The organism is Paenibacillus sp. FSL M7-0896 (assembly GCF_037975415.1).
GTDB lineage: Bacteria > Bacillota > Bacilli > Paenibacillales > Paenibacillaceae > Paenibacillus_AQ > Paenibacillus_AQ silagei.
On the sequence record NZ_CP150250.1, the window covers coordinates 2,871,249 to 2,896,472 of the forward strand.

Annotated in this window: 24 protein-coding genes; 16 read left to right on the forward strand and 8 right to left on the reverse strand. The window is 54.2% G+C overall.

Annotated elements, in window-relative coordinates:
* Positions 1-193: 193 nt before the first annotated feature.
* Positions 194-274: a stage V sporulation protein SpoVM gene (spoVM, locus tag MKY12_RS12030; RefSeq protein WP_020431362.1), complete on the forward strand. Its 81-nt coding sequence runs from the start codon at positions 194-196 to the stop codon at positions 272-274.
* A gap of 173 nt (positions 275-447) precedes the next feature.
* Here spoVM and rpmB read toward each other — a convergent pair whose 3' ends face one another.
* Positions 448-636, reverse strand: coding sequence for a 50S ribosomal protein L28 (gene rpmB, locus MKY12_RS12035; protein ID WP_076074411.1), 189 nt, complete (start codon positions 634-636; stop codon positions 448-450).
* A gap of 191 nt (positions 637-827) precedes the next feature.
* Between rpmB and MKY12_RS12040 the strand changes: the two genes are divergently transcribed.
* The 4 genes from MKY12_RS12040 (at position 828) to MKY12_RS12055 (ending at position 5,944) form a co-directional block, all read left to right on the forward strand.
* On the forward strand, positions 828-2,612 hold the full coding sequence (locus MKY12_RS12040; protein WP_339313936.1) for a DAK2 domain-containing protein: 1,785 nt from the start codon (positions 828-830) through the stop codon (positions 2,610-2,612).
* A 50-nt stretch (positions 2,613-2,662) separates the two neighbouring features.
* Positions 2,663-3,523: a DegV family protein gene (locus MKY12_RS12045; protein ID WP_036729383.1), complete on the forward strand. Its 861-nt coding sequence runs from the start codon at positions 2,663-2,665 to the stop codon at positions 3,521-3,523.
* Between the two features lie 15 nt (positions 3,524-3,538).
* Complete coding sequence (gene recG, locus MKY12_RS12050; RefSeq protein WP_339313937.1) at positions 3,539-5,590, forward strand: ATP-dependent DNA helicase RecG; 2,052 nt, start codon at positions 3,539-3,541, stop codon at positions 5,588-5,590.
* A gap of 66 nt (positions 5,591-5,656) precedes the next feature.
* The gene (locus MKY12_RS12055) at positions 5,657-5,944 is read left to right on the forward strand and encodes a stage VI sporulation protein F (RefSeq protein WP_036729378.1); all 288 of its coding nucleotides are present in this window, start codon (positions 5,657-5,659) and stop codon (positions 5,942-5,944) included.
* A gap of 114 nt (positions 5,945-6,058) precedes the next feature.
* On the opposite strand, the gene MKY12_RS12060 is transcribed toward MKY12_RS12055, so the two are convergent.
* Complete coding sequence (locus MKY12_RS12060; protein ID WP_339256058.1) at positions 6,059-6,931, reverse strand: YitT family protein; 873 nt, start codon at positions 6,929-6,931, stop codon at positions 6,059-6,061.
* A gap of 61 nt (positions 6,932-6,992) precedes the next feature.
* On the reverse strand, positions 6,993-7,367 hold the full coding sequence (locus MKY12_RS12065; RefSeq protein ID WP_036729375.1) for a hypothetical protein: 375 nt from the start codon (positions 7,365-7,367) through the stop codon (positions 6,993-6,995).
* Between the two features lie 266 nt (positions 7,368-7,633).
* Here MKY12_RS12065 and MKY12_RS12070 point away from each other — a divergent pair, with 266 nt between their 5' ends.
* Entirely contained in the window at positions 7,634-7,969 is a 336-nt protein-coding gene (locus MKY12_RS12070) for a DUF2500 domain-containing protein (RefSeq protein ID WP_339256061.1), read from the forward strand.
* A 149-nt stretch (positions 7,970-8,118) separates the two neighbouring features.
* Here MKY12_RS12070 and MKY12_RS12075 read toward each other — a convergent pair whose 3' ends face one another.
* The gene (locus tag MKY12_RS12075) at positions 8,119-9,054 is read right to left on the reverse strand and encodes an NlpC/P60 family protein (protein WP_339256063.1); all 936 of its coding nucleotides are present in this window, start codon (positions 9,052-9,054) and stop codon (positions 8,119-8,121) included.
* A 326-nt stretch (positions 9,055-9,380) separates the two neighbouring features.
* Between MKY12_RS12075 and MKY12_RS12080 the strand changes: the two genes are divergently transcribed.
* From MKY12_RS12080 to MKY12_RS12110, 7 genes are all read left to right on the forward strand, one after another.
* Entirely contained in the window at positions 9,381-10,457 is a 1,077-nt protein-coding gene (locus MKY12_RS12080; protein ID WP_339256065.1) for an ABC transporter substrate-binding protein, read from the forward strand.
* A 69-nt stretch (positions 10,458-10,526) separates the two neighbouring features.
* On the forward strand, positions 10,527-11,456 hold the full coding sequence (locus MKY12_RS12085; RefSeq protein WP_036729369.1) for an ABC transporter permease: 930 nt from the start codon (positions 10,527-10,529) through the stop codon (positions 11,454-11,456).
* Positions 11,443-12,237 carry an ABC transporter ATP-binding protein gene (locus MKY12_RS12090; protein WP_076074433.1) on the forward strand — a complete coding sequence of 265 codons (795 nt, stop codon included), beginning with the start codon at positions 11,443-11,445 and terminating at the stop codon, positions 12,235-12,237. Before MKY12_RS12085 ends, MKY12_RS12090 begins: the two co-directional genes overlap by 14 nt.
* 179 nt (positions 12,238-12,416) lie before the next feature.
* Positions 12,417-13,208, forward strand: coding sequence for an SDR family NAD(P)-dependent oxidoreductase (locus tag MKY12_RS12095; protein WP_076074436.1), 792 nt, complete (start codon positions 12,417-12,419; stop codon positions 13,206-13,208).
* Between the two features lie 240 nt (positions 13,209-13,448).
* Positions 13,449-14,171, forward strand: a complete 723-nt coding sequence (locus MKY12_RS12100; protein WP_036730147.1) for an MgtC/SapB family protein — start codon at positions 13,449-13,451, stop codon at positions 14,169-14,171.
* Between the two features lie 82 nt (positions 14,172-14,253).
* The gene (locus MKY12_RS12105) at positions 14,254-15,246 is read left to right on the forward strand and encodes an aldose 1-epimerase (protein ID WP_339257444.1); all 993 of its coding nucleotides are present in this window, start codon (positions 14,254-14,256) and stop codon (positions 15,244-15,246) included.
* Between the two features lie 454 nt (positions 15,247-15,700).
* Positions 15,701-17,410 (forward strand): LTA synthase family protein, encoded by a 1,710-nt coding sequence (locus tag MKY12_RS12110; protein WP_339256073.1) that lies wholly within the window; start codon positions 15,701-15,703, stop codon positions 17,408-17,410.
* Positions 17,411-17,425: 15 nt separating this feature from the next.
* Here the strand turns inward: MKY12_RS12110 and MKY12_RS12115 are convergent, their stop codons facing one another.
* The 4 genes from MKY12_RS12115 to MKY12_RS12130 form a co-directional block, all read right to left on the reverse strand.
* Positions 17,426-18,427, reverse strand: coding sequence for a hypothetical protein (locus tag MKY12_RS12115; RefSeq protein WP_339256074.1), 1,002 nt, complete (start codon positions 18,425-18,427; stop codon positions 17,426-17,428).
* The gene (locus tag MKY12_RS12120) at positions 18,424-19,431 is read right to left on the reverse strand and encodes a hypothetical protein (RefSeq protein WP_339256076.1); all 1,008 of its coding nucleotides are present in this window, start codon (positions 19,429-19,431) and stop codon (positions 18,424-18,426) included. Before MKY12_RS12120 ends, MKY12_RS12115 begins: the two co-directional genes overlap by 4 nt.
* On the reverse strand, positions 19,428-20,342 hold the full coding sequence (locus tag MKY12_RS12125) for a WYL domain-containing protein (protein ID WP_339256078.1): 915 nt from the start codon (positions 20,340-20,342) through the stop codon (positions 19,428-19,430). Before MKY12_RS12125 ends, MKY12_RS12120 begins: the two co-directional genes overlap by 4 nt.
* Before the next feature lie 140 nt (positions 20,343-20,482).
* Positions 20,483-20,671: a hypothetical protein gene (locus tag MKY12_RS12130; protein ID WP_036729349.1), complete on the reverse strand. Its 189-nt coding sequence runs from the start codon at positions 20,669-20,671 to the stop codon at positions 20,483-20,485.
* A 217-nt stretch (positions 20,672-20,888) separates the two neighbouring features.
* On the opposite strand from MKY12_RS12130, the gene MKY12_RS12135 reads away from it, so the two are divergent.
* The 3 genes from MKY12_RS12135 to MKY12_RS12145 are packed head-to-tail and all read left to right on the forward strand — an operon-like array spanning position 20,889 to position 25,026.
* Positions 20,889-21,902 carry a substrate-binding domain-containing protein gene (locus MKY12_RS12135; RefSeq protein ID WP_339257446.1) on the forward strand — a complete coding sequence of 338 codons (1,014 nt, stop codon included), beginning with the start codon at positions 20,889-20,891 and terminating at the stop codon, positions 21,900-21,902.
* 21 nt (positions 21,903-21,923) lie between these two features.
* Complete coding sequence (locus MKY12_RS12140; protein WP_339256080.1) at positions 21,924-23,789, forward strand: sensor histidine kinase; 1,866 nt, start codon at positions 21,924-21,926, stop codon at positions 23,787-23,789.
* A 22-nt stretch (positions 23,790-23,811) separates the two neighbouring features.
* Positions 23,812-25,026, forward strand: coding sequence for a response regulator (locus tag MKY12_RS12145; RefSeq protein WP_339256082.1), 1,215 nt, complete (start codon positions 23,812-23,814; stop codon positions 25,024-25,026).
* The last annotated feature ends 198 nt before the right edge of the window (positions 25,027-25,224 follow it).

The following is a 25,224-nucleotide window of genomic DNA, read 5'->3' on the forward strand; positions in this document are numbered from 1 at the left end:
TTGAACGAATTGACCCTCAATCTGCTGCATTCGCATACGGAAGGTATAGGCCAAGTTGTGGTCGCATAAATATGGTTACATGAGCAGAAATCTCATGTAGCCTTTTTTGCGGAGGTCTGCAATCGATGGTATATTTTTCATCTAGACAGGATAGTCTCCTACTGCACGGCATGAATTGATGGGAGGGTTAATTATGAAATTTTATACGTTCAAGCTGCCAAGATTTTTGGGAGGTTTTGTTAAAGCGATTTTGAACACGTTTCAGAAGAGTTAGGTTAAAGAAGACAAGTAAATATGAAAAAAAGCACCTTACGAATGTAAAGGGTGCTTTTTGCTACAAATATAATATCTCTTCTATTCTCGCTGAAACGGATACCGTCTGTGTAAGAACGGCATGTCCGTTTCTACTTGGTATGAGATATCGCCAGGCCCGGTAATGATCGGAAACTAGACGCGTTCAACTTTACCGGATTTCAAAGCACGGGTGCTGACGTACACGCGTTTCGGTTTGCCGTTCACCAAGATACGAACCTTTTGAACGTTAACTCCCCAAGAGCGACGGTTGCGGTTGTTAGCGTGAGACACGTGGTTACCGCTGCCCGGTTTCTTGCCTGTTACTGTACATGTGCGGGACATAGATTACACCTCCTTGTTACTTACACCTGCGTAAAACAATACTTGAATATCATATCACAGCAAAAATTGCTTCGTCAACCGATTCAAAAACATTTATTTCTGCAGACTCTTATAGTACAATATAAATTAGTGCATTATGTCCAGTTGATCATCGAATTGATTAGGCATGAAGTTAGGAAGGGGAATTCTCATTGAGTAAGCGTTCTATAAACGGGACAGATTTTACCGCAATGGTACTAGCCGGTGCGGAAATGCTGCAGCAGCATGCCGAGCATGTCAATTCATTGAATGTGTTTCCGGTGCCGGATGGCGATACGGGCACGAACATGAATCTGACTATGACCGCAGGCGCGAACGAATTGAAGAGAAACAACACAGCCTCTGTCGGTCAATGTGCAGGAGTGCTGTCGAAGGGACTATTGATGGGCGCGCGGGGGAACTCCGGCGTTATTTTGTCACAGCTGTTCAGAGGTCTTGGACGTTATGCGGCCCAATATGATGAGCTTAACACACAGCAGTTCGCTGCAGCACTGCAGACCGGGGTAGATACCGCCTATAAGGCAGTGGTGAAGCCGGTTGAAGGCACCATTCTTACGGTTGCCAAGGAAGCTGCAAGACATGCAGTGTATTATGCACGCCGCACAACGGATATTATCGAGCTGATGACCGAAGTCCTGGCCAAAGCCAAGGAAGCCTTGGCGCATACACCTGAGCTGCTGCCTGTGCTGAAGCAAGTGGGCGTGGTGGATTCGGGTGGCCAGGGTCTGGTCTATATCTATGAAGGCTTCCACCAGCATCTGACCAGCGGAGCAGTCTCAGCACCTGCACAGACTCCTGTGCAAGGACAAGCTGCGGCCCCTGTAGCTGTGCCGGCGCCTGTGCTATCCAAACCTGAGCATGCGTTGTCCTCCGTACAATCTTCCGCGCAATCACAGCTCCATACGGAAGACATTGAATTTTTATATGATATGGAATTTTTCATTAACCGTCAGCTTGGCGCATCCGTGAAAACGGATTTTGATGAGGAAGCTTTTCGGAAAGCGTTATCAGTTAACGGGGATTCAATCATCGTCATCTCGGATGATGAGACAATCAAGGTGCATGTGCATTCCAAGACTCCCGGAGAGGTGCTTAACCTGGCGCTCGTCCACGGGGAGATTACCCAGATTCACATCCTTAACATGCGTGAGCAGCACCGCGATCTGTTGACTGCCGGCATGGACATCGCACCGATGCCGGATGTCTTCGCCGATATCCCGGAAGAGAAGGCCAGCGTGCCGGCGCCGGCGGTTCCTCCTGCAGATGATCTGGCGCCGTACGGCTTCATTGCGGTCTCCTCAGGAGACGGAATCTCGGATATCTTCCGCAGTCTGGGTGTGGATGCGATCCTGGCCGGCGGCCAGACGATGAATCCCAGCACAGAGGATTTCGTGAATGCGATCTCTTCCATTTCGGCCAAGCATATCTACATTCTGCCGAATAACTCCAATATCGTCCTGGCTGCGCAGCAGGCCAAGGAGCTGCTGGAGGGCGAACGTGAGATTACAGTGATTCCAAGCAAGAGTATCCCCCAGGGGATCTCGGCTGCCTTTGCCTTCCAGGAAGAGGATGCGGTTGATACCAACACCAGCAATATGCTGGAGGCGATTGCCCAGGTCAAATCCGGACAGATTACCAATGCTGTACGGGATACCGTGATGGAGAATCTGGAGATCAAATCCGGTCAGTATATCGGCATCGAGAGCTCCAAGATTGTTGCAGCTGCCGATGATTTGCTTACGGTCAGCAAGCAGCTGCTGTCAAGCATGCTGGTGAATGGTGACGAGATCGTTACTGTGCTGACCGGTGCAGACACTGAGGCGGATATTACGGATGCCCTCGGCAGCTGGCTGGAAGAGACGTACCCGCAGGTTGAGGTAGAGATTCATGAAGGCGGCCAGCCGCTGTACTATTATCTTTTCTCAGTTGAGCCGTAGAATCTCTTAGATGAGTGGCGCAGCCAAATCATAGCATGGGGAGGAACATTATGAATCGTACCGTAATCGTTACCGACAGCACCTCCGATATCCCGCCTGCTCTGGCGGAGCAGTACGGCATTGAAGTCGTTCCGCTGACGCTGATGTTCGGCGAAGAGGCATTCCGGGATAATGTGGATATGACTCCGGAACAGTTCTACGAGCGTCTTCCCCGCTCGCCGCAATTGCCGACCACTTCGCAGCCTTCTCCTGTAGAATATATGAATGTGTACCGCCGTATACAGGAGCAGCATCCGGGCAGCTCAATCCTGTCCTTCCACATCTCCTCCGGCTTAAGCGGCACCTACCAGTCTGCTGTCATGGCCAAATCCATGCTGGAAGAGGAGGGAGAAGCTATCACCGTGGTAGATAGCCTCTCCGCCTCCTACGGCTTCGGGTTCATGGTCGTGGAAGCCGCCCGGCTGGCGGAGCAGGGGCATGCTCCTGCGGAGATTCTGGCGAAGGTGGAGAGTCTGCGCCAATCCCGCAAGCTGTATTTTCTCGTGGATACCCTGGAATATCTGCAAAAGGGCGGCAGAATCGGCAAGGCATCGGCAATCCTGGGTACGCTGCTCAATATCAAGCCGATCCTGTCCATTGATGCGGAAGGCATTATCTATGCGGTAGAGAAGGTCAGGGGACGCAAGAAGGCAGTCGCCCGCATGATCGAGCTGTTCAAGGCAGATCTGCCGGGTGTGAATACAATACATGTGGCCGTGGGTCATACAGCTGAACCGGCTTCCGGCGAAGAGTTCCTGCGGGAATTAGCCGGACATTTCACCTTGAAAGAGAAGGTTCTGACTAATGTCGGCCCTGTCGTGGGCAGCCATGTCGGGAACGGAACCTTAGCCGTATTCATCTGGCCCGCCTAAGTATAGGGGATGAACATGGTGCTTACTTTGGATTCAATTCAAGTGAAACAAATAACTGGCGTGAGCGCTCAAAAGCAAAGTGAGCTTCACGCCTTTGGCGTCTTTACAGTGAAGGACTTGCTGGAGTATTACCCTTTCCGGTATGAGGATTTCCGTCCGAAATCTCTTAGTGAGGTCAAGCACGGCGATAAGGCAACCGTGGTAGCCAAGGTCATCGGTATTCCGGTACTCCAGCGCTTCGGAGGCAAGTCCCGCATGAGCTGCAAGATGGTGGCGGAGCCGTGGATGTTCACTGCTACGTGGTTCAACCAGCATTATGCGCGTGAACAACTGACGGTCGGCCGTGAAGTGGTGCTGACGGGGAAGTGGGACCAGAAGCGCAATCAGATTACGGTGACCAACTATGAATTCCCGGACAGGGGCGAAGGCAAGACAGGAACACTGCAACCGGTATACTCCGTCGGGGGCAAAATTACACAGTCCTGGATTCGCAGAATTATCGGCCAGGCTCTACAGCAGTACGGGGACCTGATCCCGGAGATTCTGCCGCACAGCATTATGCGCAAATATGACTTCATGTCACGCAAGCGGGCCATTGCCACGATCCATCAGCCGGAGGATACGCGCGAGGGCCAGCAGGGAAGGCGCCGGATGGTGTATGAGGAGCTGTTTCTGTTCCAGCTCAAGGTACAAGCCTTCCGCGTGCTGAACCGTGGCCGGATGGATGGTGTAGTTCATACGGTGGACAATGCAACAGTAAGGCAATTCGTGCGCAGCCTGCCGTTTGAGCTGACCGATGCCCAGAAGCATGTGGAGCTGGAGATTCTGCAGGATATGCGTTCAGGGTATTGCATGAACCGGCTGCTTCAAGGCGATGTGGGCTCCGGCAAAACTGTACTCGCGGCCATAGCGCTCTACGCGACTGTAAGATCCGGATTTCAGGGTGCACTGATGGTCCCGACTGAAATCCTGGCAGAGCAGCATATGCGCTCGCTCACGAGAATGTTTGAACCGTTTGGCATCACCGTGGGCTTGCTGACCGGGAGCGTATCCGGCCGCAAACGGAAAGACCTGCTGGCCTCTCTACAGATGGGTATGCTGGATGTGGTTGTCGGAACCCATGCGCTGATTCAGGAGGATGTCTTCTTCCGCAGCCTGGGGCTTGTGGTTACGGATGAGCAGCACCGCTTCGGGGTGAACCAGCGCAGTGTTCTGCGGCGCAAGGGGTACAACCCGGATGTGCTGACGATGACCGCTACTCCGATTCCGCGGACGCTGGCGATCACCGTCTTTGGCGATATGGATGTGTCTACGCTGTCCGAACGGCCGAAGGGGCGTGTGCCGATTACCACCTACTGGGTGAAGCCGGATCTGATGGAGCGGGTGATGAACCTGATCAGCCGCGAGATCGGGCAGGGGCGGCAAGCTTACCTGATCTGTCCGCTGATTGAGGAGTCGGAGAAGCTGGATGTGCAGAATGCGATTGATCTGCATGTGCAGATGTCGCAGGCTTTTCCGGATTATAAGGTGGGCTTGCTTCACGGGAGAATGACGCCGTCTGAGAAGGATGAAGTAATGCGGAACTTCTACAGTAACGAACTGCAGCTTCTGGTGTCTACAACGGTCGTAGAGGTCGGTGTCGATGTCCCGAATGCTACGCTGATGATCATCATGGATGCTGACCGCTTCGGGCTGTCTCAGCTGCATCAGCTGCGCGGCCGGGTCGGCAGAGGGGAGCATGCTTCCTACTGTGTGCTGATGGCTGATCCGAAGTCGGAGATCGGGCGTGAACGGATGACCGCGATGACAGATACGGATGACGGATTCGAGGTATCACGGCGGGATTTGGAGCTGCGGGGACCGGGGGATTTCTTCGGGACGAAGCAGAGCGGCCTGCCGGAATTCCGGCTGGCGGATATGACCGCTGACTTCGAGACGCTGGAGCTGGCGCGCGATGATGCCGCTGAGCTGCTGCGGGAGGCTTCATTCTGGACCTCTGCGGATGTTGCGCCGCTGCGCGGGTATTTGCAGCAGGAACAAATTTTCCAGGGGGATTTAATTGACTGAACAGGCACATCCGGGCACCTGCCCTCATATACTGTGAATGATTGGATATGACAGGAGGTGCTGTACTTGGGTTATCAGCAATATGGAATCAGTCCGCAGCTGGTGGATCGCATCAAGCTGAAAATGAAGAATCCGGCGGTCAAGGAACGCGTCAAGAATATGATTACCGGCATCTCCAAACAGGAGCTGCAGGATACAGCAGTCGTGCGCAAGCTGGTGCGTAATGCCTCGTCGGTGATGCATGAGAAGCTGACGAACGCACAGGAAGAGCAAATTGTGAAATTCGTCATTGCCCAAAAGATTGATCCGAACAATACGTTTCACTTAATCCGCTTATGGGGGATGTTCCGCTGACAAATAGCGGGATTCAGGAAGCTCCGATAGTTTTGTAATCTAAAAAGCGTTCCCGTAAGTAACATACGGGAACGCTTCTTACTTGTTCTTCGCCATCCTTGAAGGCTATCCGGCTTAGCCCGGCGGCTTATTGCGGAAAAGCGCTGAGATGCGGTTGTTCCGCGCGGCATTGATCACAATCTTACTGTTCTGATCACAGTCATGCACGATAGAGGCGAGCTGTTCTTCCTCCAGCCTGCTTGCCAGGCAGAATACCGTACCTGGCTCACCCTCCGGTCCAGTGGACCTTACGAGCTTCACTTCGCGGTCCAGTGTCTGCTGGAGCTTGCGGCGGATCTCCTCGCATTTGCTGCTGGTAATGAACACCGCCTGCGTGAGCGAGAGGTCCCTTAAGGAGAACCGCAGAGCTTCAAAGGCAAGCAGATACGCAATGATACTGTACATCGCCTGATCCCAGCCGAATAATGATCCGCCGTAGAGCAGGATGAGCATGTTGAACAGCATGATCGGCATCTCAGCCGATTTGGGCGGCCCTCCATTCAGCAGCCGTACGCTCTGCTTCTCGCTTCCTGCGGTCAGCCCACCGAAGCGTACAGAGATGCCCAGGCCGAACCCGAGACATAGTCCCCCGGCAATAGCCGCGGGCAGCGGCTCGCTGATTGCCGCCGGGAAATGGTGCAAGGCCAGAGACCCTGCCGTCAGACAGATCAGGCCGAGCATCGTATACAAGGCAAAGCGGAGATTAATCTGCCTGCGCGACATCAGAATAAACGGAAGGTTAAACAGGAACAGGAATAATCCAAGCCGCATTTCTGTCACATGGGACAGCAGGGCGGATAATCCGGCAATGCCGCCCGGAAGCAGCTTATGCGGCATCAGGAATAGCTCCAGACCCACGGCTGCAAGTAATCCTCCGCCTACAGTGGACAGCAGACGCAAGGTCTTGGAATAACGTAAGGGTGCAGCGTTTCTATATCTGACCTTCATAAGATTTCCTCCTTTCAGCAGGAAACCGGAATTTGTGTTGCGGATTACGGCGCTTGCAGCTTCATTCAGCGTACAGCCGTACTCCTACGAAATGTGAATTATATTTCAGCGGAATCAGCAACAGCCGCTTCAGCAGAATGTAAATGAAGGGGAGCAGAGATACACAGAGCAGCAGCCCGGGAGGTCCGGACTCCAGCGTTAGCGGGTTCTCACGGGGAGCAAGCCGGACGGCCTGGGTGTCATAAATCTGCGTATGATGTACGCGCACTGGCTGGGCCAGCTTATGCTCATAGCGGTCCGGCCTTACAGAATGCATCTCAGGCTCTTGTTCATGCAGCATCTGGAGGGCCATGATCAGAAAAATCAGCAGCAGCACCGGAAGGAACACAGCCTTCAGCAGATCCAGCAGCGTCAGACGCGTCCAATCTCTCCTCATGAGAACCCCCCCTTTTTTTTGTACATCGCAGTTAAAGCATATCATAGGATCTTAGCAGGACCAAATATAATACGCTATTATTTCAAGGCCTGCGACTGCGGAATAACGAAACCGGAGCTGCTACGCTGCGTATTCTCTAGTAAATTGAACTTTTTGTGAAAAAATGTTCGGAAGGAGCGGTTAATTTGCATAATGCAGGCGTATTTAACGGTTTGTACCCGGCAGTTGCCAGCAGCCAGAGCGGATTTTTCACGGAGGGGCCATTCTTGTTAAAGCTCATTCTGCTGCTGATCGCGGGCTTTGTTACTTACACGATTTGGAGAGGGCTCAAGACCTGGATGACGAACCAGACCAGCCCTCTGCAATCAAGGGTAGTTACGGCTGTTGCCAAACGGACAGAGGTTTGGGGCGGAAGAGGGCATATGGGGACGCATACGAGTTATTATGTGACCTTTGAATTCCATAATGGCAGCCGCAGAGAGCTTGAAGTGAAGCCGAGGGCATATGCCATGATTGTAGAGGGGGACCGGGGTGAACTGTCATACCAGGGCAGCCGGTTCAAAGGGTTCGTGCGGGCAGGGATGCAGAGGGATAGCGGGTGATTGTCGAAGCGAACGGAGAATGCCTCCATGAAGAGCCGGGAGTAACCTTTGGAATAGCATTTATTTGCAGCAAAAAAAATGCAAGGAAGCGGACCGGTCGCTAAGTGAGCGAGCCCGGGCAAGCTGCCTTGCATTTATTGTGTCCTGTTCTAGAGCACGCGCTGCATGTGCAGAATTACGTTGCTCCAGTATCCGCTGTCCAGCTCACTGATCTGCACGCCGGGGTCGCCCCAGGTGTGAATGAAATTCCCGCCGCCGATGTAGATACCGACATGACCGGGAACCGCGTCGCTCTCGAAACGTCCGGGTACGGTGAAGAAGACCAGGTCGCCGGGCTCCAGCGAGCTGCGCGATACCCGTCTGCCGATATTGTCCTGATCTTTGGCCAGCCGGGGCAGATCCACCCCGAATTTCTGAAAGACATGGCGTGTAAAGGACGAGCAGTCGAAGCGCTTGGTCTCTTCATACGGTCCGGCACCGAAATCATAAGGTACACCGAGAAATTTTTTGGCATAAGAAATCAGCTCGCCCGTGTCCACATTCGATACACTCTGAATCCGCAGCGGCTTCGCAGCCTCCACCTTGGCGGAGTCCTCTGTATTCTCCCTGTCGGAAGGAGTCGCGATATTGATCTCGCCAGTAACGGGATTCCAGCCGACCTCAGTCTGCAGCAGCTTGGACAAGGCGGTGGGGGTGATATAGATTTGACCTTCGCGGCGGACGGGGACATCGGGAAGGGTGATTTTCTGGCCCAATGAGAACACCTGGCTGGAATCCGGCCGCAGCATATACATGACATCACTATAGCCGAGCTTGGTGTATCCGCCGCTTGCCGTGTCATCCTTCATCCGGAAGCCGATAGAGGCGACAGCCGGTTTGAGCGGAATCCAATACTTTCCTTCTTTGTCGGTAAAAGAATTCTTCTCATAATAGCTGCCTGCGAACGTTCCGGTTGGCGTCAGCGAGTTAACCTTGGGAGTGCTGTCCTTGCTGGTGTAGCTGCAGGCGGTTGTTCCGGCAATGGCGGTAACTAGGATGGCGGAGGATAATAAAATTTTACTGGTACGCAGATTGATTATTGGCATGGGGCACGCTCCATCTTCAAACTTTAAGGTAAGTTTGTGCAGGACCGCTATTTTTATGTGCTGCAGGCCTTAGCAAACAATGTCAAGAGAAACCGCAGATTGTTGAAGCGAGGAGACACTCATTGTGCGTATTTTGTAAAATATGGACCTCACTTAAATGATTGACGGGAAATCAACCTACATATAATATATGTTTAATAGATTCGGGGAGCGGATGGGGACAGGCTGCGGGTCTTCGCTTTAATGCTTTTAAAGATGAAAGCGATAATGCTGGACCGCTAGCCCAGGTTCTCGCGCTGAACCCGTACAAGAAGAGGGGTAATCTGATGAAGACTAAGAAGATTTGGATGGGGCTAAGTATGGCCTTGATGCTCGTAGCTGCCGGTTGCGGGAACAATAATGCAGCAGTGAAGAATGACGCGGGCACCGGGAATGCCCCGGCCGCAGCAACAGAAGCTCCAGCCTCAAATGCAGGCTCCGGCGATGCCAAGTCCTACAAGATTGCCATCTCGCAATATGTGGAGCACCCGTCATTGGACGCTACCCGTGAGGGATTCCTGGCCGCACTGAAGGATGCGGGGATTGTTGAAGGGGAGAATCTGAAGGTGGATCTTCAGAACGCTCAGGCGGATCAGGCCAACAACCTGTCCATTGCCCAGAAGATTGCCGGCGACAAGAACGATCTGGTGCTGGGGATCGCTACACCTTCGGCTCAGGCTGTCGTACAGAATGTGAAGGACACTCCGATACTGTTCGCTGCGGTAACCGACCCTCTCGATGCCAAGATTGTCAGTGATCTGGAGCATCCCGGAGGTAATGTGTCAGGCGCATCGGATACCAATCCGGAGTCGATTACCCGCCTGATGAACTTCATTGCGACGCAGTTCCCCAAGGTGAAGAAGCTTGGTCTGGTTATTAATGAAGGGGAGCCCAATGCTGTAGTTATGGCTGATATCGCAAAGGGTGAGCTGGACAAGCACGGGATCGAGCTGGTGAAGGCGGCGATTACCAATACTTCGGAAGTGAAGCAGGCTGCGGAATCGCTTGTAGGGCGCGTGGATGCGCTGTACATTACACTCGATAACTCCGTGGTCAGCGGCGTAGACGCGATTATCCAGACGGCCAACGACAACAAGCTTCCGTTCTTCTCGGCAGACCGTGATACGGTGGAGAAGGGTGCTTTTGCTACAGTAGGCTTCAAGTACTATGATCATGGCTATCAGGTCGGCCAAATGGCGGTAGAAGTGCTTAAGAACGGAAAAAGTCCCGGTGATATGAAGGTGACGATGCAGGAGAAGCTGGACTTGGTCCTTAATCTCAAGGCGGCGGCAGCACAGGGAATTGAAGTAACGGATGCTATGAAGGCTGAAGTGGCTGATCCGGGCAATAATATTATTCAATAACCTACAGAGTTCATAAACAGGGTGCGTCCGAGCTGGGCGCCCTTTGCCGCTTGAGGGAGGAAGTCAGCAATGTATAATTCATTAATCGGGGCTCTGGAAATGGGCCTGCTCTACGCATTCATGGCACTTGGGGTGTATATTACCTTCCGTATTCTGGATTTTCCCGATCTGACGGTGGATGGAAGCTTTACAACCGGCGGCGCGATTGCTGCAGTGATGATCAGCAGCGGTTATTCTCCGCTGCTGGCGACCTTGTGCGCAATGCTCGGGGGAATGGCGGCAGGGATGTGTACCGGTCTGCTCCATACCAAAGGGAAAATCAACGGGCTGTTGTCCGGGATTCTGATGATGATTGCCTTGTATTCGATCAATCTGCGGATTCTGGTGAAGCCGAATGTCTCCTTGATGGGAGATGACACATTGTTCAGCTCCATGAATCCGCTGCTGGTCATGCCTTTTATCGTTGTACTGGTCAAAATCCTGATGGATCTGTTCCTGCGCACCGATCTGGGACTGGCCCTGCGGGCCACCGGCGACAACTCGCGGATGATCCGCAGCTTCGGAGTGAACACGGATACAACAACGATTCTGGGGATCAGCCTGTCGAACGGGCTGGTGGCGCTCTCGGGCGCATTGATCGCCCAGTATTCTTCCTTCGCCGATGCGTCGATGGGGATCGGTATGATTGTCATCGGGCTTGCGTCGGTGATTATCGGGGAAGCGATCTTCGGTGCGAAGAACGTCTTCCGGGCGACACTGGCTGTGCTGCTCGGCTCCATCGTGTACCGGATCGTTGTCGCTCTGGCACTCCGGGTGTCTTGGCTCAAGCCTTCCGATCTCAAGCTGATCACCGCAATTATCGTCATTATTGCCCTCGTCTTCCCGTCGGTTCAGCGGTATGTGAAGCAGAAGAGCACGGCCCGCAGACGGACGGCAGAGCTTGCTGAGCTGGCTCAGCGCAGTAAGCAGAGAGGAGGGGCCGCCAATGTTGAAGCTTGACAATGTATGTAAGCTGTTCAACCCCGGCTCGCCGGATGAGAAGGTCGCGCTGCTGGGGATCGATCTTGAACTGAACGCGGGCGATTTCGTAACGATTATCGGCAGTAACGGTGCCGGCAAATCTACACTGATGAATATTATCTCAGGCGTGATGAAGCCCGATCTGGGGGAAGCGCGCATTGAAGGCAGCTCGATCAGCCATCTGGCGGAATACCAGCGCGCACGCTGGATCGGCCGGGTCTTCCAGGACCCGATGGCCGGGACAGCGCCGCATATGACGATTGAGGAGAACCTGGCCATGGCCTACAAGCGGGGCAAACCCCGCGGGCTGTCCTTGGGTGTCAATGCGCACAGACGTACGCTGTTCCGCGAACAGCTCAGCCGCCTGGGCATCGGCCTCGAGGACCGGCTGCGCGCCAAGGTGGGGCTGCTCTCAGGAGGCGAGCGGCAGGCGTTGAGCCTGCTGATGGCGACCTTCACCCAGCCGCAGATTCTGCTGCTGGATGAGCATACAGCTGCGCTTGACCCTTCGCGCGCCGAACTGATCACCACCCTTACGGAATCCATTGTCCGTGAGATGAAGCTGACTACGCTGATGGTTACCCATAACATGGATCAGGCGATCCGCCTGGGCAACCGGCTCATCATGATGGACAAAGGCTCGATCATCCTCGATTTCGATGAGACGCGCAAAAAGGATCTGACGGTAGAGCGTCTGCTTGGCGAATTCGAAGCGATCAGCGGCCATAAGCTGGCTGACGACCGGATGATGCTGGGCTGATTAGGGATCATCAGTCTTTAGCGTTATAGCTTGATCTGCAGCCGGTTGATCCGGTAGCGGATCGAGCTTTTTGTCATTTTCAGGTGTCCCTGGTCCGATTCACTTCCGGGTATGAGAGGTAAAGTTAAGGGAAAGAACATAACTTGAACATCAAACACCAAATGGAGGCGACTGGACATATGACTGCGAAGAAACTGGAAGGCAAGGTAGCGATTGTTACAGGAGGCGGCTCGGGCATCGGCCGGGCATCTGTGCTGGAGTTCGCCAGAAGCGGAGCCAAGGTGGCACTTCTGGACCGTACGGTGGAGAATGCAGAGAAGGTGGCCGCTCAGATCACGCAGGAGGGCGGGGAAGCTGCAGTGTTTGAATGCGATATCGCTGATCCGCCGCAGGTGGAGCATGCTGTGAAACAGGTTATCGAGAAGTGGGGACAGCTGGATGTGGTCTTCGCCAATGCCGGGATTAACGGGGCCATGACACCGATTGAGACGATGGACATCGAGTCCTGGGATCAGACGATTCAGATTAATCTGCGGGGCACCTTCGCCACTGTCAAGTATGCCATCCCCCATCTCAAAGAGAAGGGCGGCAGCATTCTGATCAACAGCTCGATCAACGGTAACCGGGTATTCTCCAATGTCGGTTTCTCTGCATATAGTACGACCAAGGCGGGGCAGGTGGCTTTTATGAAAATGGCTGCTCTTGAGCTGGCCCAGTACAAGATTCGTGTAAACGCTATCTGTCCGGGAGCGATTACCACGAATATAGATGATAATACCTATCCTTCAGATGATCTTAAGGAAGTGCAGATTGAAGTGGAATTCCCGGATGGCGGGCAGCCGCTGGAGAAGGGGCCGGGGCGTCCGGATCAGGTGGCTAAGCTGGCGCTGTTCCTGGCTTCTGAGGATTCGGATCATATCACGGGTACGGAAATCTACTGTGACGGAGCGGAATCCCTCCTGCACGGCTAATCCTTCTATAAGTCACTCATCGCTCATATGATGGGATAAGTGAAGTCTTCTCTGAAGCGGACGATGTTCCTTGCCGGAGCCTTAGGCAGTACTGCCTGAAGATCCCGGTTAGCGGGGATAGGCGTCCGTTTCTTGTTTTGACCGGGCAGCAGAAAATTTCAGTAAAAGTTGCAGCGCATTTCAGGTATACTGATTCTATGTGCCATGACGGGCGAGGAAGGAGGAAAATAAATTATGAATATGGACCTGCTGCATATGGAATCAATCATCAAGCTGCTTGTGGCCATGCTGTTCGGGCTGTTCATCGGCATTGACCGCCAATTGAAACAGAAACCGCTGGGAATCCGGACCAGTATGGTCATCAGCATCGCCAGCTGTCTGGTAACCCTGGTATCTATTCATGCGTATGACAAATTCGGCGGACCGGATCATCCCAATATGGACCCGATGCGTCTGGCAGCGCAGATTGTCAGCGGTATCGGTTTTTTGGGAGCGGGTGTTATTCTGCGCAGAGGCGGAGATGCGATCTCCGGCTTAACCTCGGCCGCGCTGATCTGGACGGCATCCGGTATCGGAATTGCAGTTGGCGCAGGCTTTTATGTAGAGGCGGGTTATGCGGTTATACTGCTTATGTTCGCGGTTAACGCTGTGCCTCTGCTTATCAAAGCCATCGGACCTGAAGTGCTGAACAAGCACGAGATCTCCATCAAAATCATTATGGAACCGAACTATATCCTGACGGATGTGATTCAGAAGATTGAGCAGCGGCATGTCATGACCGACCAGCGCAAAACGCGCAAAACCGGCCGGACCATCCGGCGAATGAAGATCAAGGATCTTGAGGATGGCAGGCAGATGATCGACATGGTCGTTTCTGCACCAGACAAGGATTATGCTACGGAAATCTATTATGATGTGAAAAAAATCGAGCATGTCATGAGTGTCGAAGTCGAGCAGCTGTAAAAATGGCATGTTGCCATTCCGGCAGATGTGGTACTCTATCTATGAGAGAGTCATTTTGATCATATGGAAGGGGATTATTGTAATGACACCGATTACAGCATTTGAAGGACACTATGAGGGAGAAGCCGCTGTCTGGCTGAAGGCCGGCCGTTATGAAGCGGCTATTCTGCCGGGCATCGGCGGGAATCTGATCTGCTTCCGGGATACTGAGAGCGGTTACCGTTTCTTGCATGAGCCTGGCGCGGAAGAGATGGAAGCATTCAAGGCGAACCCGGGCATTCACGGCATTCCTGTACTGTTTCCGCCGAACCGCTATGAGGATGGAGAGTTCCCGTGGAATGGACAGACCTATCATTTGCCTGTCAATGAAGCCAAAACCGGCAATCATCTGCATGGCTTCCTACATACAGCAGCATGGGAGGTAGAGGAATTCGGTACCGGCACAAGCGAAAGCTTCGTCACTGTAGCGATCAAGGTGGATGAGAACCATCCGTCCTATCAGTATTTGCCGTTCAAATATACGATCAAGCTGCGCTACACGCTCGGTGAAGGCGGCCTGTCCCAGCAGCTGCTGGTCCACAATGACGGTGATGTGCTGATGCCTTGCCTGCTGGCGTTCCATACCGCTATTAATGCTCCGTTCGCCCCAGGCAGCAGCGCGCAGGATTACCGTGTTAAGCTAACGATCGGCGAACGCTGGGAGCTTAACGAGCGGATGCTGCCAACCGGCAAATTCCAGGAGCTGACTGCTGATGAGGTAGCTCTGCGCGGCGAAGGATTGTATCCATTCTACGCGTCTATGGACAACCACTATACCGCAGCCGCCCAGAATGGACGGAACCGGATGGAGCTGACCGACCGCAAGGCCGGAGTTACGCTGGTGTATGATGTGGGTACCTCGTATAAGCAATGGATGATCTGGAACAACGGAGCAACCGAAGGCTTCTTCTGTCCTGAGCCGCAGATCAACCTGGTGAATGCGCCAAAGGTGGATCTGCCTGCTGATGACATCGGCTTGTTCGGGCTGGAGCCTGGGGAATATTGGGAGGAGAGCAGCCGGATATACGTGAAGTAGGCTTAGGCGGCTTAGGCACAGGCGTCATTCCGGTGGATATTTGGACTTCCGGCCGCTGTTGCCCCCAGATTTCTTGATTTATACCGCTTACCGCGGTGGAAATCCGGGGACAAAGGCGGACGCTACCGCTCCTACAGTTCCAAAATCCCCCTTCAATCCTTGGCCTAATTAGTTATTATCCTTTTCAGTCTATCCCGCTGGGATGAGAATAGAAAAGAAAAGAGAAGAGCAGCGTCTGATGTATGGATGCTGCTCTTTTTTGTAGCGTTGTACTCATTTGGGAAATGAATTTTAAGGCGGTTTTAAGCTTAAAGGCGTATACTACTCCTTTAATAGTTAGGAGTGAATGAACTTGTCTCGGATATTGCCATCGAAGCGTTTGTTGTATTTGTTGATCATTTTACTGGCTATAGGATTTGGGCTGAATTTGTTTTTGCAGGCTGCTTCTTTTCGGATGGATGTGCTTCATGCGCTAAAGTGGGTTGGCGCTTATCCTTGGCTGTATTGTACCGGAAGTTTGTTTATTTTCTTCATCCTGCTCTTAAGCTCAGTGATCGTGCCGAATGCGTATGCGGGGCCGGCGGTGATCTCGGCGCTGTTCGTGCTGCTGGGGATTGCCAGTGATCAGAAGCTGGCTACGAGAGGAGAACCGCTGTTTCCGTGGGATCTGATGCTGCTGAAGAATGCCGAAGGAATGAGCAAGATTACCAGCGGGATGATCTCTCCGTTTGCTATAGGGACCGCTGTTCTGCTGGTTGCCGGTCTGGTCCTTGTGATTATTAAGCTGCCGAAGAACCGGATCAGACTGTCCTTGCGCGTGACGCTGGCGGGGATCTCTGTAGGGCTCAGCGCATGGTTTCTTGTGCTGGTCACCGGTCAATCTCCGGTTGTTGCAGCAATGAGCTATCAGAACATCTTCTGGAATCAGAAGGTGAATTATACGCAGAACGGGTTCGTGTATGCGTTCGCCGGGAATCTGAGGCAGAGCCTGATGGACAAGCCGGAGGGCTACACCCGCGAAGCGGTTGAGGCGGTAGCTGCCAAGTATTCGGCATTGCCGGAGGCGCCGGCACAGGCCGCGCCAGGGGAGCAGCCGAACATTCTGTTTATGATGAATGAGGCGTTCTTCGACCCTACGCGCCTGCCCGGATATACGCTTAGCGAAGATCCGCTGAAGTTCATCCATGGGGTGGCGGGCCAGACGCCGTCCGGTTATTTGCTGTCCCCGGAATTCGGCGGCAATACGGCTAATGTGGAGTTCGAGGCCCTGACCGGGCTGTCGATGTATTTTCTGGGGGATGGAACGATTCCTTATCAACAGCGCATCGTCAAAATGTCCTCCCTGCCGTCGATCGTCAGTATTCTGAAGGACAGAGGGTATGAGGCACTGGCGCTGCATCCGTTCGATGATACCTTCTATAACCGTAACCGTGTCTATCCGGTGCTGGGGTTCGACCGCTTCACAAGTGAGAAGGATCTGCCGGACGCTGACCGCCTGACTCCAGAGGGGTATGTCTCGGATAAAGCAGCTGTACAGGAGGCGGTCCGGCAGCTTCAAGAGGCATCGGGCCCGGCATTCCTGCATCTGGTGACGATGCAGAATCATTTTCCTTTCACCAAAGGCCTGAACGGACCGAATACCATCACCGTTCAAGGCGGACTGCCAGAGCAGAAGGATGAGCTGGAGACTTATGTGCAGGATACCAAGCTGACAGACGAGGCCATGGCTTATCTCCAGCAGGAGCTGCTGAAGATCAAGCGGTCCACCATCGCGGTGTTCTGGGGAGATCATCTGCCTGCGCTCAGCGCCGGGATCTATACCGCAGCAGGCTGGGATCAGGAGCCAAGGCTGAAGCATGAGACGAAGCTGTTGGTACTCGCTAACTTTGAGATCGGGAAAGAGCCGCTCGGGACGCTTAGCCCGGCCTTTCTCGGCCCTGCGGTCTTCCGGTTATCCGGGCAGACGCTGCCGGCCTTTTATAAGCTGCTGGAGCAGGTACGGGCGGAAATTCCGGGACTTAGCAAGAAGGTGCTAATCGGGCCGGGCGATACCGGAATTCTGCAGGAGCTGACCCCTGAGCAGCAGGCGCTGCTGGATGACTACCGTCTGGTCGAATATGACCTGCTGGAAGGGGAGAAATATGCGGAGTCGCTGATGTTCTGAGCACTCCGCCGTGGCTTAGCGCAGCCCCACATCATGGAAGCGGTTCTCAATCGGCTCCCGCAGCAGCAGACGAATGGACTGGATCGCTGCGGTCTCGATACGCTTCGCTTCCCGGAGGAGTGGAAGCAGAGATTGGGCATCCAGCGAACATGGACCCTCTGGAGCTTGTACAGTCTGCTTGCATAGACTGTGCGTTATTTGATTATAGACAGCAGCCAGAGCTGCATAATGCTCTGCAACGCCTTCAACTTCGGGCCAATATTGGCTGGCTTCTTTTGCGTAGGCTGCAGTGTCCTGCTTCAAACCTGCATAGAAGAGCAGCGTCTCATAAGCTCCGGCAGCATCATAGGTGTTGTCCGCCAAGGCTTCCAGCATAGCATCATAGGCCTGCAAACCGCAGGCATATTGCGATTCCGGCAGCATCAGATCATGAACCTCTGCCTTATACACCGCCTGGATGAAGGACTCTCTGAGCACCTGAACGATATCCTTGCGGATCTGGCCTTCATAGATTTGGCCATACCAATATGGCGATTCATTCCTTCCGAATTGCTCGTAAGGCAGCTCCAGTTCTGCGGCAGAAGCATTCTCTGTGTAATAGAAAAGCTGCCGTTCATCATCACAGCGGGTAATCACTATGAAACGGTCCTTCCAGCAGACCACACCGGTGCCTTGCTCAAGTGATCTGCGGATTTCTGAAATAGCCTGCTTCTGATAGAGAGGGAAGGTAGGGCTGAAGTTAAAGCCTGCACCCTGCATGGCGATAATACCAATCAGATCTGCTGCTACGCAATGTTCAGCCGCCCAGTTATATGCCGTAGCAGAATCCGGGTGAAGCTGCCTGTGTACCGACAGACGGAAACATAAGGCCGTCATTCCGGCCAGCATGGGCTTGGAGAGTGTGAACCAGCCTTTGGCCGACAGGACCTGGTGCATCGCATCTGCAAAAGAAGAAGCGGGCGGCACACGCGGCTGATCCGCAGCGGCTGAAGCGTGCTTATTATGATGTTCATTCATCGTGCGGTGTGCGCCCCCCATCTGGGCAGTGTGGACCGCTTCCGGTCCGGGTACTGCCCAGAAATTTTTGTAACCTGCTGCATCGCCCGTTCCTCCAGCTCCAAGGCCTTCTTCAAAGCAGAGCAGAGGGAGGGAAGCTGAACTTGCATTAGCAGCTTGCCGCTGTTCTTCTCAGAGATTGCAGCCGTGAACGGTCCCCTCAGCCCCTCCACCAGCTCAGCATACAAGTGTTGAACCTCCTCCAGCCCCGGCAATACGGACTGAACCTCCTGCAGATAAGCGGAGATCTCGATCCGTGAAGTCATATACGATTCAAGGATGTAAATAGCGCCGTAGCTGTCGAATCCGCCCTGCTGAAGCGCCCGGATCAGGAAGCTGTAGGCCAGGCGGCCTGAACCGAGGCTTAAGTCAGGAAGTGTTTTGTGAGGAGTCTCCCAATCCTCCAGCGCAAGCCGAAGTGATTCAAGTACAGTATCCTGCAACGGAATCATCACCCGCTCTCCGACATACATACAGTCCCAGAAGGGCGTGAAGTTAAGGCCGAAGTTATCATACAGCACATATTGTGTCGCATCGGACCAGCCATCCTGTACATAGAACACCCGGTCATCCTCATCATAACCATGAATCACTCCGAATTCCGGTATCCAGTAGAGGCAGGCCAGACCGCGGTCCAGACTCTGCTTGACACAGTCAATAGCGATCCGTTGATACGCCCCGAAGGAATCATGTCTGGTTCTCCCGCCGTCATCCACCAAGAAGATCCCGAGGTTGTCGACAGCCCGGCGATGCTCTGTGCCCCACTGTCCGTAAGCCGTAACAGACATGGGGAGGAGCTTCTCATGTACGGTGAATTTGAAGGCCATGCCGCTTAGCCCGGAGAGCATGAATTTTGGACCCTCGAATAACCCGGCGGCAGTCAGTACGGCATAGAGCGCATCGGTAAAGGATTTCGATTCACGCTGCATCCGGACGTCAAGGATTACACCTGTTCGTTTGCTCAATGTTCATTCTCCTGTTCATCCAGGCGGCTCACTACTGTCTCACAGATGCTGCGGAGCTTCTCCTTCAGCCATTTCGGGGCCAGGAGGGCACTCCACTCCGAGTGGAGCAGATGTGCAATGAACGCGCTGGTATCATAAAAATCAACTTCGTAGATATCCTTGTCAGCGGCGCGAAGCTGGTAACCTCCCCAAGACGGCTCCCGGGGTATTCCGGGTAACCGGATTCTTGCCGTGAACGGCTTCAAGGATCTGGCCTGCCCGGCTGGAGCTGCAGGGCCGTTCTCCCCGGCTATAAAAACCCTGCTGGTCAGTGTTAGCTCACGGATGCCCGACAGGTTGTAATACTCACTCCGCCCGTCTCCTTCCACAGCGGCCACGAGATAATCATCTTCAATCCGCCGGCTTAGCTGTAGGGGACAGAGATACAGCTCCTGCGGGGGATCCTGCCCGTTCAGGTAGAGAACATGGACCACCCTGCGGGCCTGAATAGCCTGCTCCAGCATCTCCATGACCTGCAGTCGGTGGGGATTCACTTCAAATACAGGCAGCTTAATCTCCCTGTCCGCAAGCGGCTGCGCCGTGAACCGCTCCAGCAGACCGCCCACCTTGCGGATGGTCTGGGCGTTCTCATAATCATAGTGACTATACCGGTAAGCCAGATATTTCAGCACCCGCTGCTCCTCGTCCGTAATGTACAGATGTGGGAGCACGAAGCTGTTGTCCTCATAGATATATCCGCGCTGCTTCGCTACATAGCGGAGCGGGGCCCGCAGCGATTCCGCCAGGTATTCAATATCCCGCTGGGCCTGGCGCCTGGAAATCTCGAACTGCTCCGCCAGCTTGCTGCTGTTCGGATAAGTAAGCTGGCGGACTTGCTGGTCAAACCACTGAATCCGGTGAATATGGCTCATGCTGCTCCCGCTCCTTTCTGTCAGCCTCCAGTATAGCTGGAGATGGTGCTTTAGACCAGCGTGAGCGTTCCTCTCAAAGAAACAAGGATGCTCCGGCATCCATGCACGAAGCATGAAGCAGGGGGCATCCTTGCGTCATTTTACTTGGTTGCTGCGTCCACTCTAACCTGCGTCGCTTTGTCGCAGCGCTTGCAGACCTTCAGGGCGCTGCCGTCGGATTTTATTTTGGTGTAGAGCAGCTTGATCCGGGTGGTCCCGCAGACCGGACAGGTGCCGCGTCCACGGGAAGGAAGGGTCCAGAGTACCCGTCCGCGTTTGGTTTTTGACATTCTTGTAATCCTCGTTTCATTGAATTGATGGTACCTGTCCAGTATAGAACAAGCGGTACGACATAAAATGTCGTAGCAGATAACGAGTTTTTAACTATTGGCCCAGTAACGTAATTGACGGAACGGCTGCCAAGCCAGTAGACTAGATTGGACATAGATGGAAGAACCTGGGGACCTAGGGCCTTCAGCATTCATTGTTATGAAAGGGGTTACATATGTGAAAAAGCTTGGGCTTGTCTACGTGCTGCTAATCGGCATCTTCGTACTCTACGTGCTGAATTACAAGCAGCAGGGGAATGCGGCAGACCCGTGGGAGACTGCGGGACTGCGCGGCAATATTGAGGACAAATACGTGATGGTTACGTTCCAGATCGGCATAGATTACTGGAAAAGCGTGCTGAAGGGCTTCGAGGACGCCGCAGAGGAGCTTAATGTATCCGTCGAGTATCACGGCTCCACCCAGCATAATGCGAGTGAACAGATGACGGTGCTGGAGCAGACCATCGCCAAGAAGCCGGCGGGAATTGCCATCTCGGCCGTGAATTCCAAGCTGCTTACAGCGACGATTAACAAGGCTGTGGAGAGTGGTATTCCGGTGGTGCTGTTTGATTCGGGAGCGGAGGGCAGCAAGGCGTATTCCTTCCTGGGAACGGACAATTATAATGCCGGAACGAAGGCGGCGCATAAGATGGCCGAGCTGACCGGGGGCAAGGGCGAGGTAGCTATTATCACCACACCGGATCAGCATAATCACCAGGAGCGGACGGACGGCTTCACGGACACAATTCGCAGCAAATACCCGCAGATGAAGCTGGTGGCGGTTAAGGATGGGCGGGGAGATCAGGTGGCGTCCAGGGAGGCTGCCGAGCAGCTGCTGGTGCGTTATCCGCAGCTGGCGGGAATTTTTGCCACGGAAAGTAATGGAGGCATCGGGGTCGCGGAAGCTGTGGATGCCGCCCCTGGGAGCGGACCGGTCCCGCAGATTATCAGCTTCGATACGGATAAAGGCACACTCGATCTGGTGAAGGAAGGCAAGATTGCCGCAACCATGGCCCAGGGCACCTGGAATATGGGTTATTGGTCGCTGACCGAGCTGTTTCATCTGCACCGTGATCTGGAGGCTGATCCTGAGGCCTATGCCAATAACAAGCCCCTGCCTGTCCCCGATTCTGTAGATACCGGAATTGATGTGGTCACGCGGCAGAATGTGGACAATTATTATGCCAAATAGGCGGCAGAGGGGGAGCCTGGGATGCACAAGACCGGCGTGAGCATGGAGAAGCTGAAGCTGAATAATATGCCGATCCGCTATAAGCTGATTATTCACTTTTTGCTGATTAGCATTCTGCCTTCCATTGGACTGGGGCTGTTGATTGGCTGGACGGTGGACAGGATCGTGGAGGAGCAGAGTACCGAGAACACGATGCAGCTCATCCGCAAGGTAAATACCGCCATAGAGAGTGATGTGGAGAATCTGCAGAAAATTACGTACCTGATCTCGTTCGATCCGGGCGTCCAGAAGTTCCTGAAGGGGGCGTCACCGGCTCCGGCACAGCCGGACCCCGCAGCGGGCAATGGGGAATCGGCGGAATACAATATCCGCAAATTTCTGCAGGGATTCACCACACTCAGCTCCGAGATAGCAGGCATCATGCTGGTCAACCGTGAAGGCGATTTCATCAGCAACGAGATGTATACCCGTTCCGGTACCCGGCTGACGGAGGAGAGCTGGTACAAGCAGGCGGCAGAGAATAAGGGGATCTTCCTGATCGTCGGGCATCCGTATGGCCGTGCGGTCAGGTCCCATGTGGACTATAAGGAGAGCGAGGTGGTCTCTGCTGTACGGGCCATTGTGAATCCTGAGACGCAGGTGGTCCAGGGTGTGGTGCTGGTGGATCTGAAGCTGCGGGTGATCGCGGAGACGGCTAGAGATGTCACGCTCGGCAAAACCGGATATCTGACGGTGGTGGACAATCGCGGAGAGATGATTTACGCGCCGCAGCACCCTTTAATGCGTAACATCCCGGCAGGTCTGTTCACCGAGTCCTCGGGCATTACCTCGGAGACAGTAGACGGCCGCAAGCTTCAGCTGATCTACCGGACCTCGCCGTTTACCGGCTGGACCACGATGGGCGTGTTCCCGATGGATGAGTCGGCTTATGGAATCCGCGAGATTACGTTCAATGTTGTCACGTTTGTATTTGTGGTCTGTATGCTGGGCATGACCGCCTCATTCTATCTGGCCTATTCGATCTCCCGTCCTATCGGCCAGCTGGCCTCCTTCATGAGCAAGGCACAGTCCGGTGATCTGACGATCCGCTACTGGGGCAGCCGATCCGATGAGATCGGGCTGCTCGGCCGCAGCTTCAATACGATGCTGGCCCAGATTAGCCGGCTGCTATCCCTGACCGAGCTTCAGGCGCGGCAAAAGCGTGAGGCGGAGCTGCGCAGTCTCCAGGCGCATATCAAGCCGCATTTTCTGTACAATACGCTGGATACGATTCACTGGATGGCCCGCAGCAAGGGAGCGGAGGATATCGCCGAGGTCGTCCAGTCCCTCTCCAGGCTGTTCCGGCTGGGCTTAAGCAAAGGGAGTGATATCATACCGCTCTCCGATGAGCTGGAGCATATCGTCAGCTATCTGAAAATTCAGCATGTTCGTTATAGCACCAAGCTGACCTATTCCATTGAAGTGGAGCCGCACTTACAGGAGCTGTACGTGCTTAAGCTGTTGCTGCAGCCGATGGTGGAGAACGCGATCTATCACGGCATCAAGGAACGACGCGGCCCCGGCCACCTCTCCATTGCAGTTGTAGAACGGGACAACGACCTGTATCTTACCGTACGCGATGATGGTGCAGGGATGTCTGCGGATAAGCTGAAGGAGCTCAGACAGCGGCTCGAAGCGGTTGGCGCAGAAGAATTGGAGCGTACGGAGACGGACATGGCTGTAACAGGCACCGCAGGAAGCGGCTACGGCATATTGAATGTGCAGGCGCGGATCAGGCTGACCTATGGAGCGCCGTACGGTATCCAGATTGAGAGCGGACCGGGGCAGGGAACTCTTGTAACCGTATGTCATCCGGTTGTTCGTGAGCATTACCCTGAGAAGGATTAGGACAGAGGAGGATGATCCGCAGATGATAGAGAAATGGAAAGTAATCATTGCCGATGATGAGCGCATTATCCGGGAGGGCATCCGGCAATGCGTGGACTGGGATAGCCTGGGCATGGAGGTGACGGCAGAGGCAGAAGACGGGGAAGAGGCGCTGGAGCTGGCCGTGGAGAATGCCATTCATATCGCCCTGGTGGATCTGAACATGCCGATTATGCATGGCATGGAGCTGATGAAGCGGCTGCGGGAGGCACTGCCCGGCTGCAAGATTATTGTGATCACCGGCCACGATGAATTCGCCTATGCCCAGGAGTCGATCCGGCTGCAGGTGAATGATTATATTCTCAAGCCTGCGGAGCCGAAGCAATTGATGCAGGTGCTGCGGGGCGTCCGCGATGAGCTGGAGTCCGAGCGGCAGCAGAGCCAGCATCTGGAGCAGGCTTCCCGGCAGCTGATGAAGAACTTCCCGTTGCTGCGCGAGCGCTTCTGCCAGGAATGGCTGGATGGTAATCTGAGCCAGGCGGAGATCCGGGAGCAGCTGCAATTCCTCAAGCTTCCGCCGCAGCGGCCGGAGCTGATCGGCATCATCCGCTGGAGGTGGGAGGGCCAGCATCCGGCGATGAAGGAGAAAGAGCGGCAGCTCTTCTTGTTCGCCATAGAGAATATCGCCGCCGAGCTGTTGGACCCGTATCCCAAGGTGATGTTCCGGGACGCCGCCGGATTGATCGTTATCCTGCTGTGGGATGCCGCCTGTGAGCGCATCCTGGCCGGAGTGGAGGCCGCAGTGCGCAGCCATCTCAAAATCGCTGTTGAAGTCGGCACGCGGCTGATCCAGGGAGAGATTACAGAGCTTGCTGCCGCTTACCGGAGCTGCCGGGTGGCGCTGGTCAAGGAGCAGCCGCTGTCCCCGCTCGTCCGCCGGGCGAAGCAGCATATCCAGGAGCATTACAGCGAATGCGAGCTTACCCTGGAGGCCACAGCAGGCCTGCTTCAAGCCTCCCCGGTCTATCTGAGCCGCCTGTTCAAGCAGGAGCTGGGCCAATCCTTCGGCACGTATCTGACCCAGACCCGTATCCGCCGGGCCGCCCAGCTTCTGCATTCAACCGACCTCAGTATTAACGAGGTGGCGGAGCAGTCGGGCTATGAGACCCAGCATTATTTCAGCACGGCCTTCAAGAAGCAGACCGGTGTGGCGCCGCTGCAGTTCCGTAAAGGGGTGCAGGCTGAGGTACGCAAGTAACTGAAGATACAGAATGAATAGTGGGGAATGCTTCAGTAGCCATCTATAGGCGAGAGGGCATTCCTTTTTGCATATAAAAAGTTATATTTTCACAAAAACAGTAGCCTCAGTGTAAATACGGCACCTGCCCCCGGTTGCTATACTCGATTTGTCACACGGGAACACCTGTGGAAGACATCAGAATAGTTCAGGGGGTAG

Bases quoted from the DNA above. Each gene is read 5' to 3' on its own strand.
- spoVM (WP_020431362.1), top strand. From the start codon at position 194: ATGAAATTTTATACGTTCAAGCTGCCAAGATTTTTGGGAGGTTTTGTT.
- MKY12_RS12140 (WP_339256080.1), top strand. From the start codon at position 21,924: ATGCACAAGACCGGCGTGAGCATGGAGAAGCTGAAGCTGAATAATATG.
- MKY12_RS12080 (WP_339256065.1), top strand. From the start codon at position 9,381: ATGAAGACTAAGAAGATTTGGATGGGGCTAAGTATGGCCTTGATGCTC.
- MKY12_RS12065 (WP_036729375.1), bottom strand. From the start codon at position 7,367: ATGAGGAGAGATTGGACGCGTCTGACGCTGCTGGATCTGCTGAAGGCT.
- MKY12_RS12045 (WP_036729383.1), top strand. From the start codon at position 2,663: ATGAATCGTACCGTAATCGTTACCGACAGCACCTCCGATATCCCGCCT.
- MKY12_RS12075 (WP_339256063.1), bottom strand. From the start codon at position 9,054: ATGCCAATAATCAATCTGCGTACCAGTAAAATTTTATTATCCTCCGCC.
- MKY12_RS12105 (WP_339257444.1), top strand. From the start codon at position 14,254: ATGACACCGATTACAGCATTTGAAGGACACTATGAGGGAGAAGCCGCT.
- MKY12_RS12110 (WP_339256073.1), top strand. From the start codon at position 15,701: ATGGATGTGCTTCATGCGCTAAAGTGGGTTGGCGCTTATCCTTGGCTG.
- MKY12_RS12100 (WP_036730147.1), top strand. From the start codon at position 13,449: ATGGACCTGCTGCATATGGAATCAATCATCAAGCTGCTTGTGGCCATG.
- MKY12_RS12095 (WP_076074436.1), top strand. From the start codon at position 12,417: ATGACTGCGAAGAAACTGGAAGGCAAGGTAGCGATTGTTACAGGAGGC.
- MKY12_RS12115 (WP_339256074.1), bottom strand. From the start codon at position 18,427: ATGAATGAACATCATAATAAGCACGCTTCAGCCGCTGCGGATCAGCCG.
- MKY12_RS12090 (WP_076074433.1), top strand. From the start codon at position 11,443: ATGTTGAAGCTTGACAATGTATGTAAGCTGTTCAACCCCGGCTCGCCG.
- MKY12_RS12130 (WP_036729349.1), bottom strand. From the start codon at position 20,671: ATGTCAAAAACCAAACGCGGACGGGTACTCTGGACCCTTCCTTCCCGT.
- MKY12_RS12085 (WP_036729369.1), top strand. From the start codon at position 10,527: ATGTATAATTCATTAATCGGGGCTCTGGAAATGGGCCTGCTCTACGCA.
- recG (WP_339313937.1), top strand. From the start codon at position 3,539: ATGGTGCTTACTTTGGATTCAATTCAAGTGAAACAAATAACTGGCGTG.
- MKY12_RS12125 (WP_339256078.1), bottom strand. From the start codon at position 20,342: ATGAGCCATATTCACCGGATTCAGTGGTTTGACCAGCAAGTCCGCCAG.
- rpmB (WP_076074411.1), bottom strand. From the start codon at position 636: ATGTCCCGCACATGTACAGTAACAGGCAAGAAACCGGGCAGCGGTAAC.
- MKY12_RS12060 (WP_339256058.1), bottom strand. From the start codon at position 6,931: ATGAAGGTCAGATATAGAAACGCTGCACCCTTACGTTATTCCAAGACC.
- MKY12_RS12145 (WP_339256082.1), top strand. From the start codon at position 23,812: ATGATAGAGAAATGGAAAGTAATCATTGCCGATGATGAGCGCATTATC.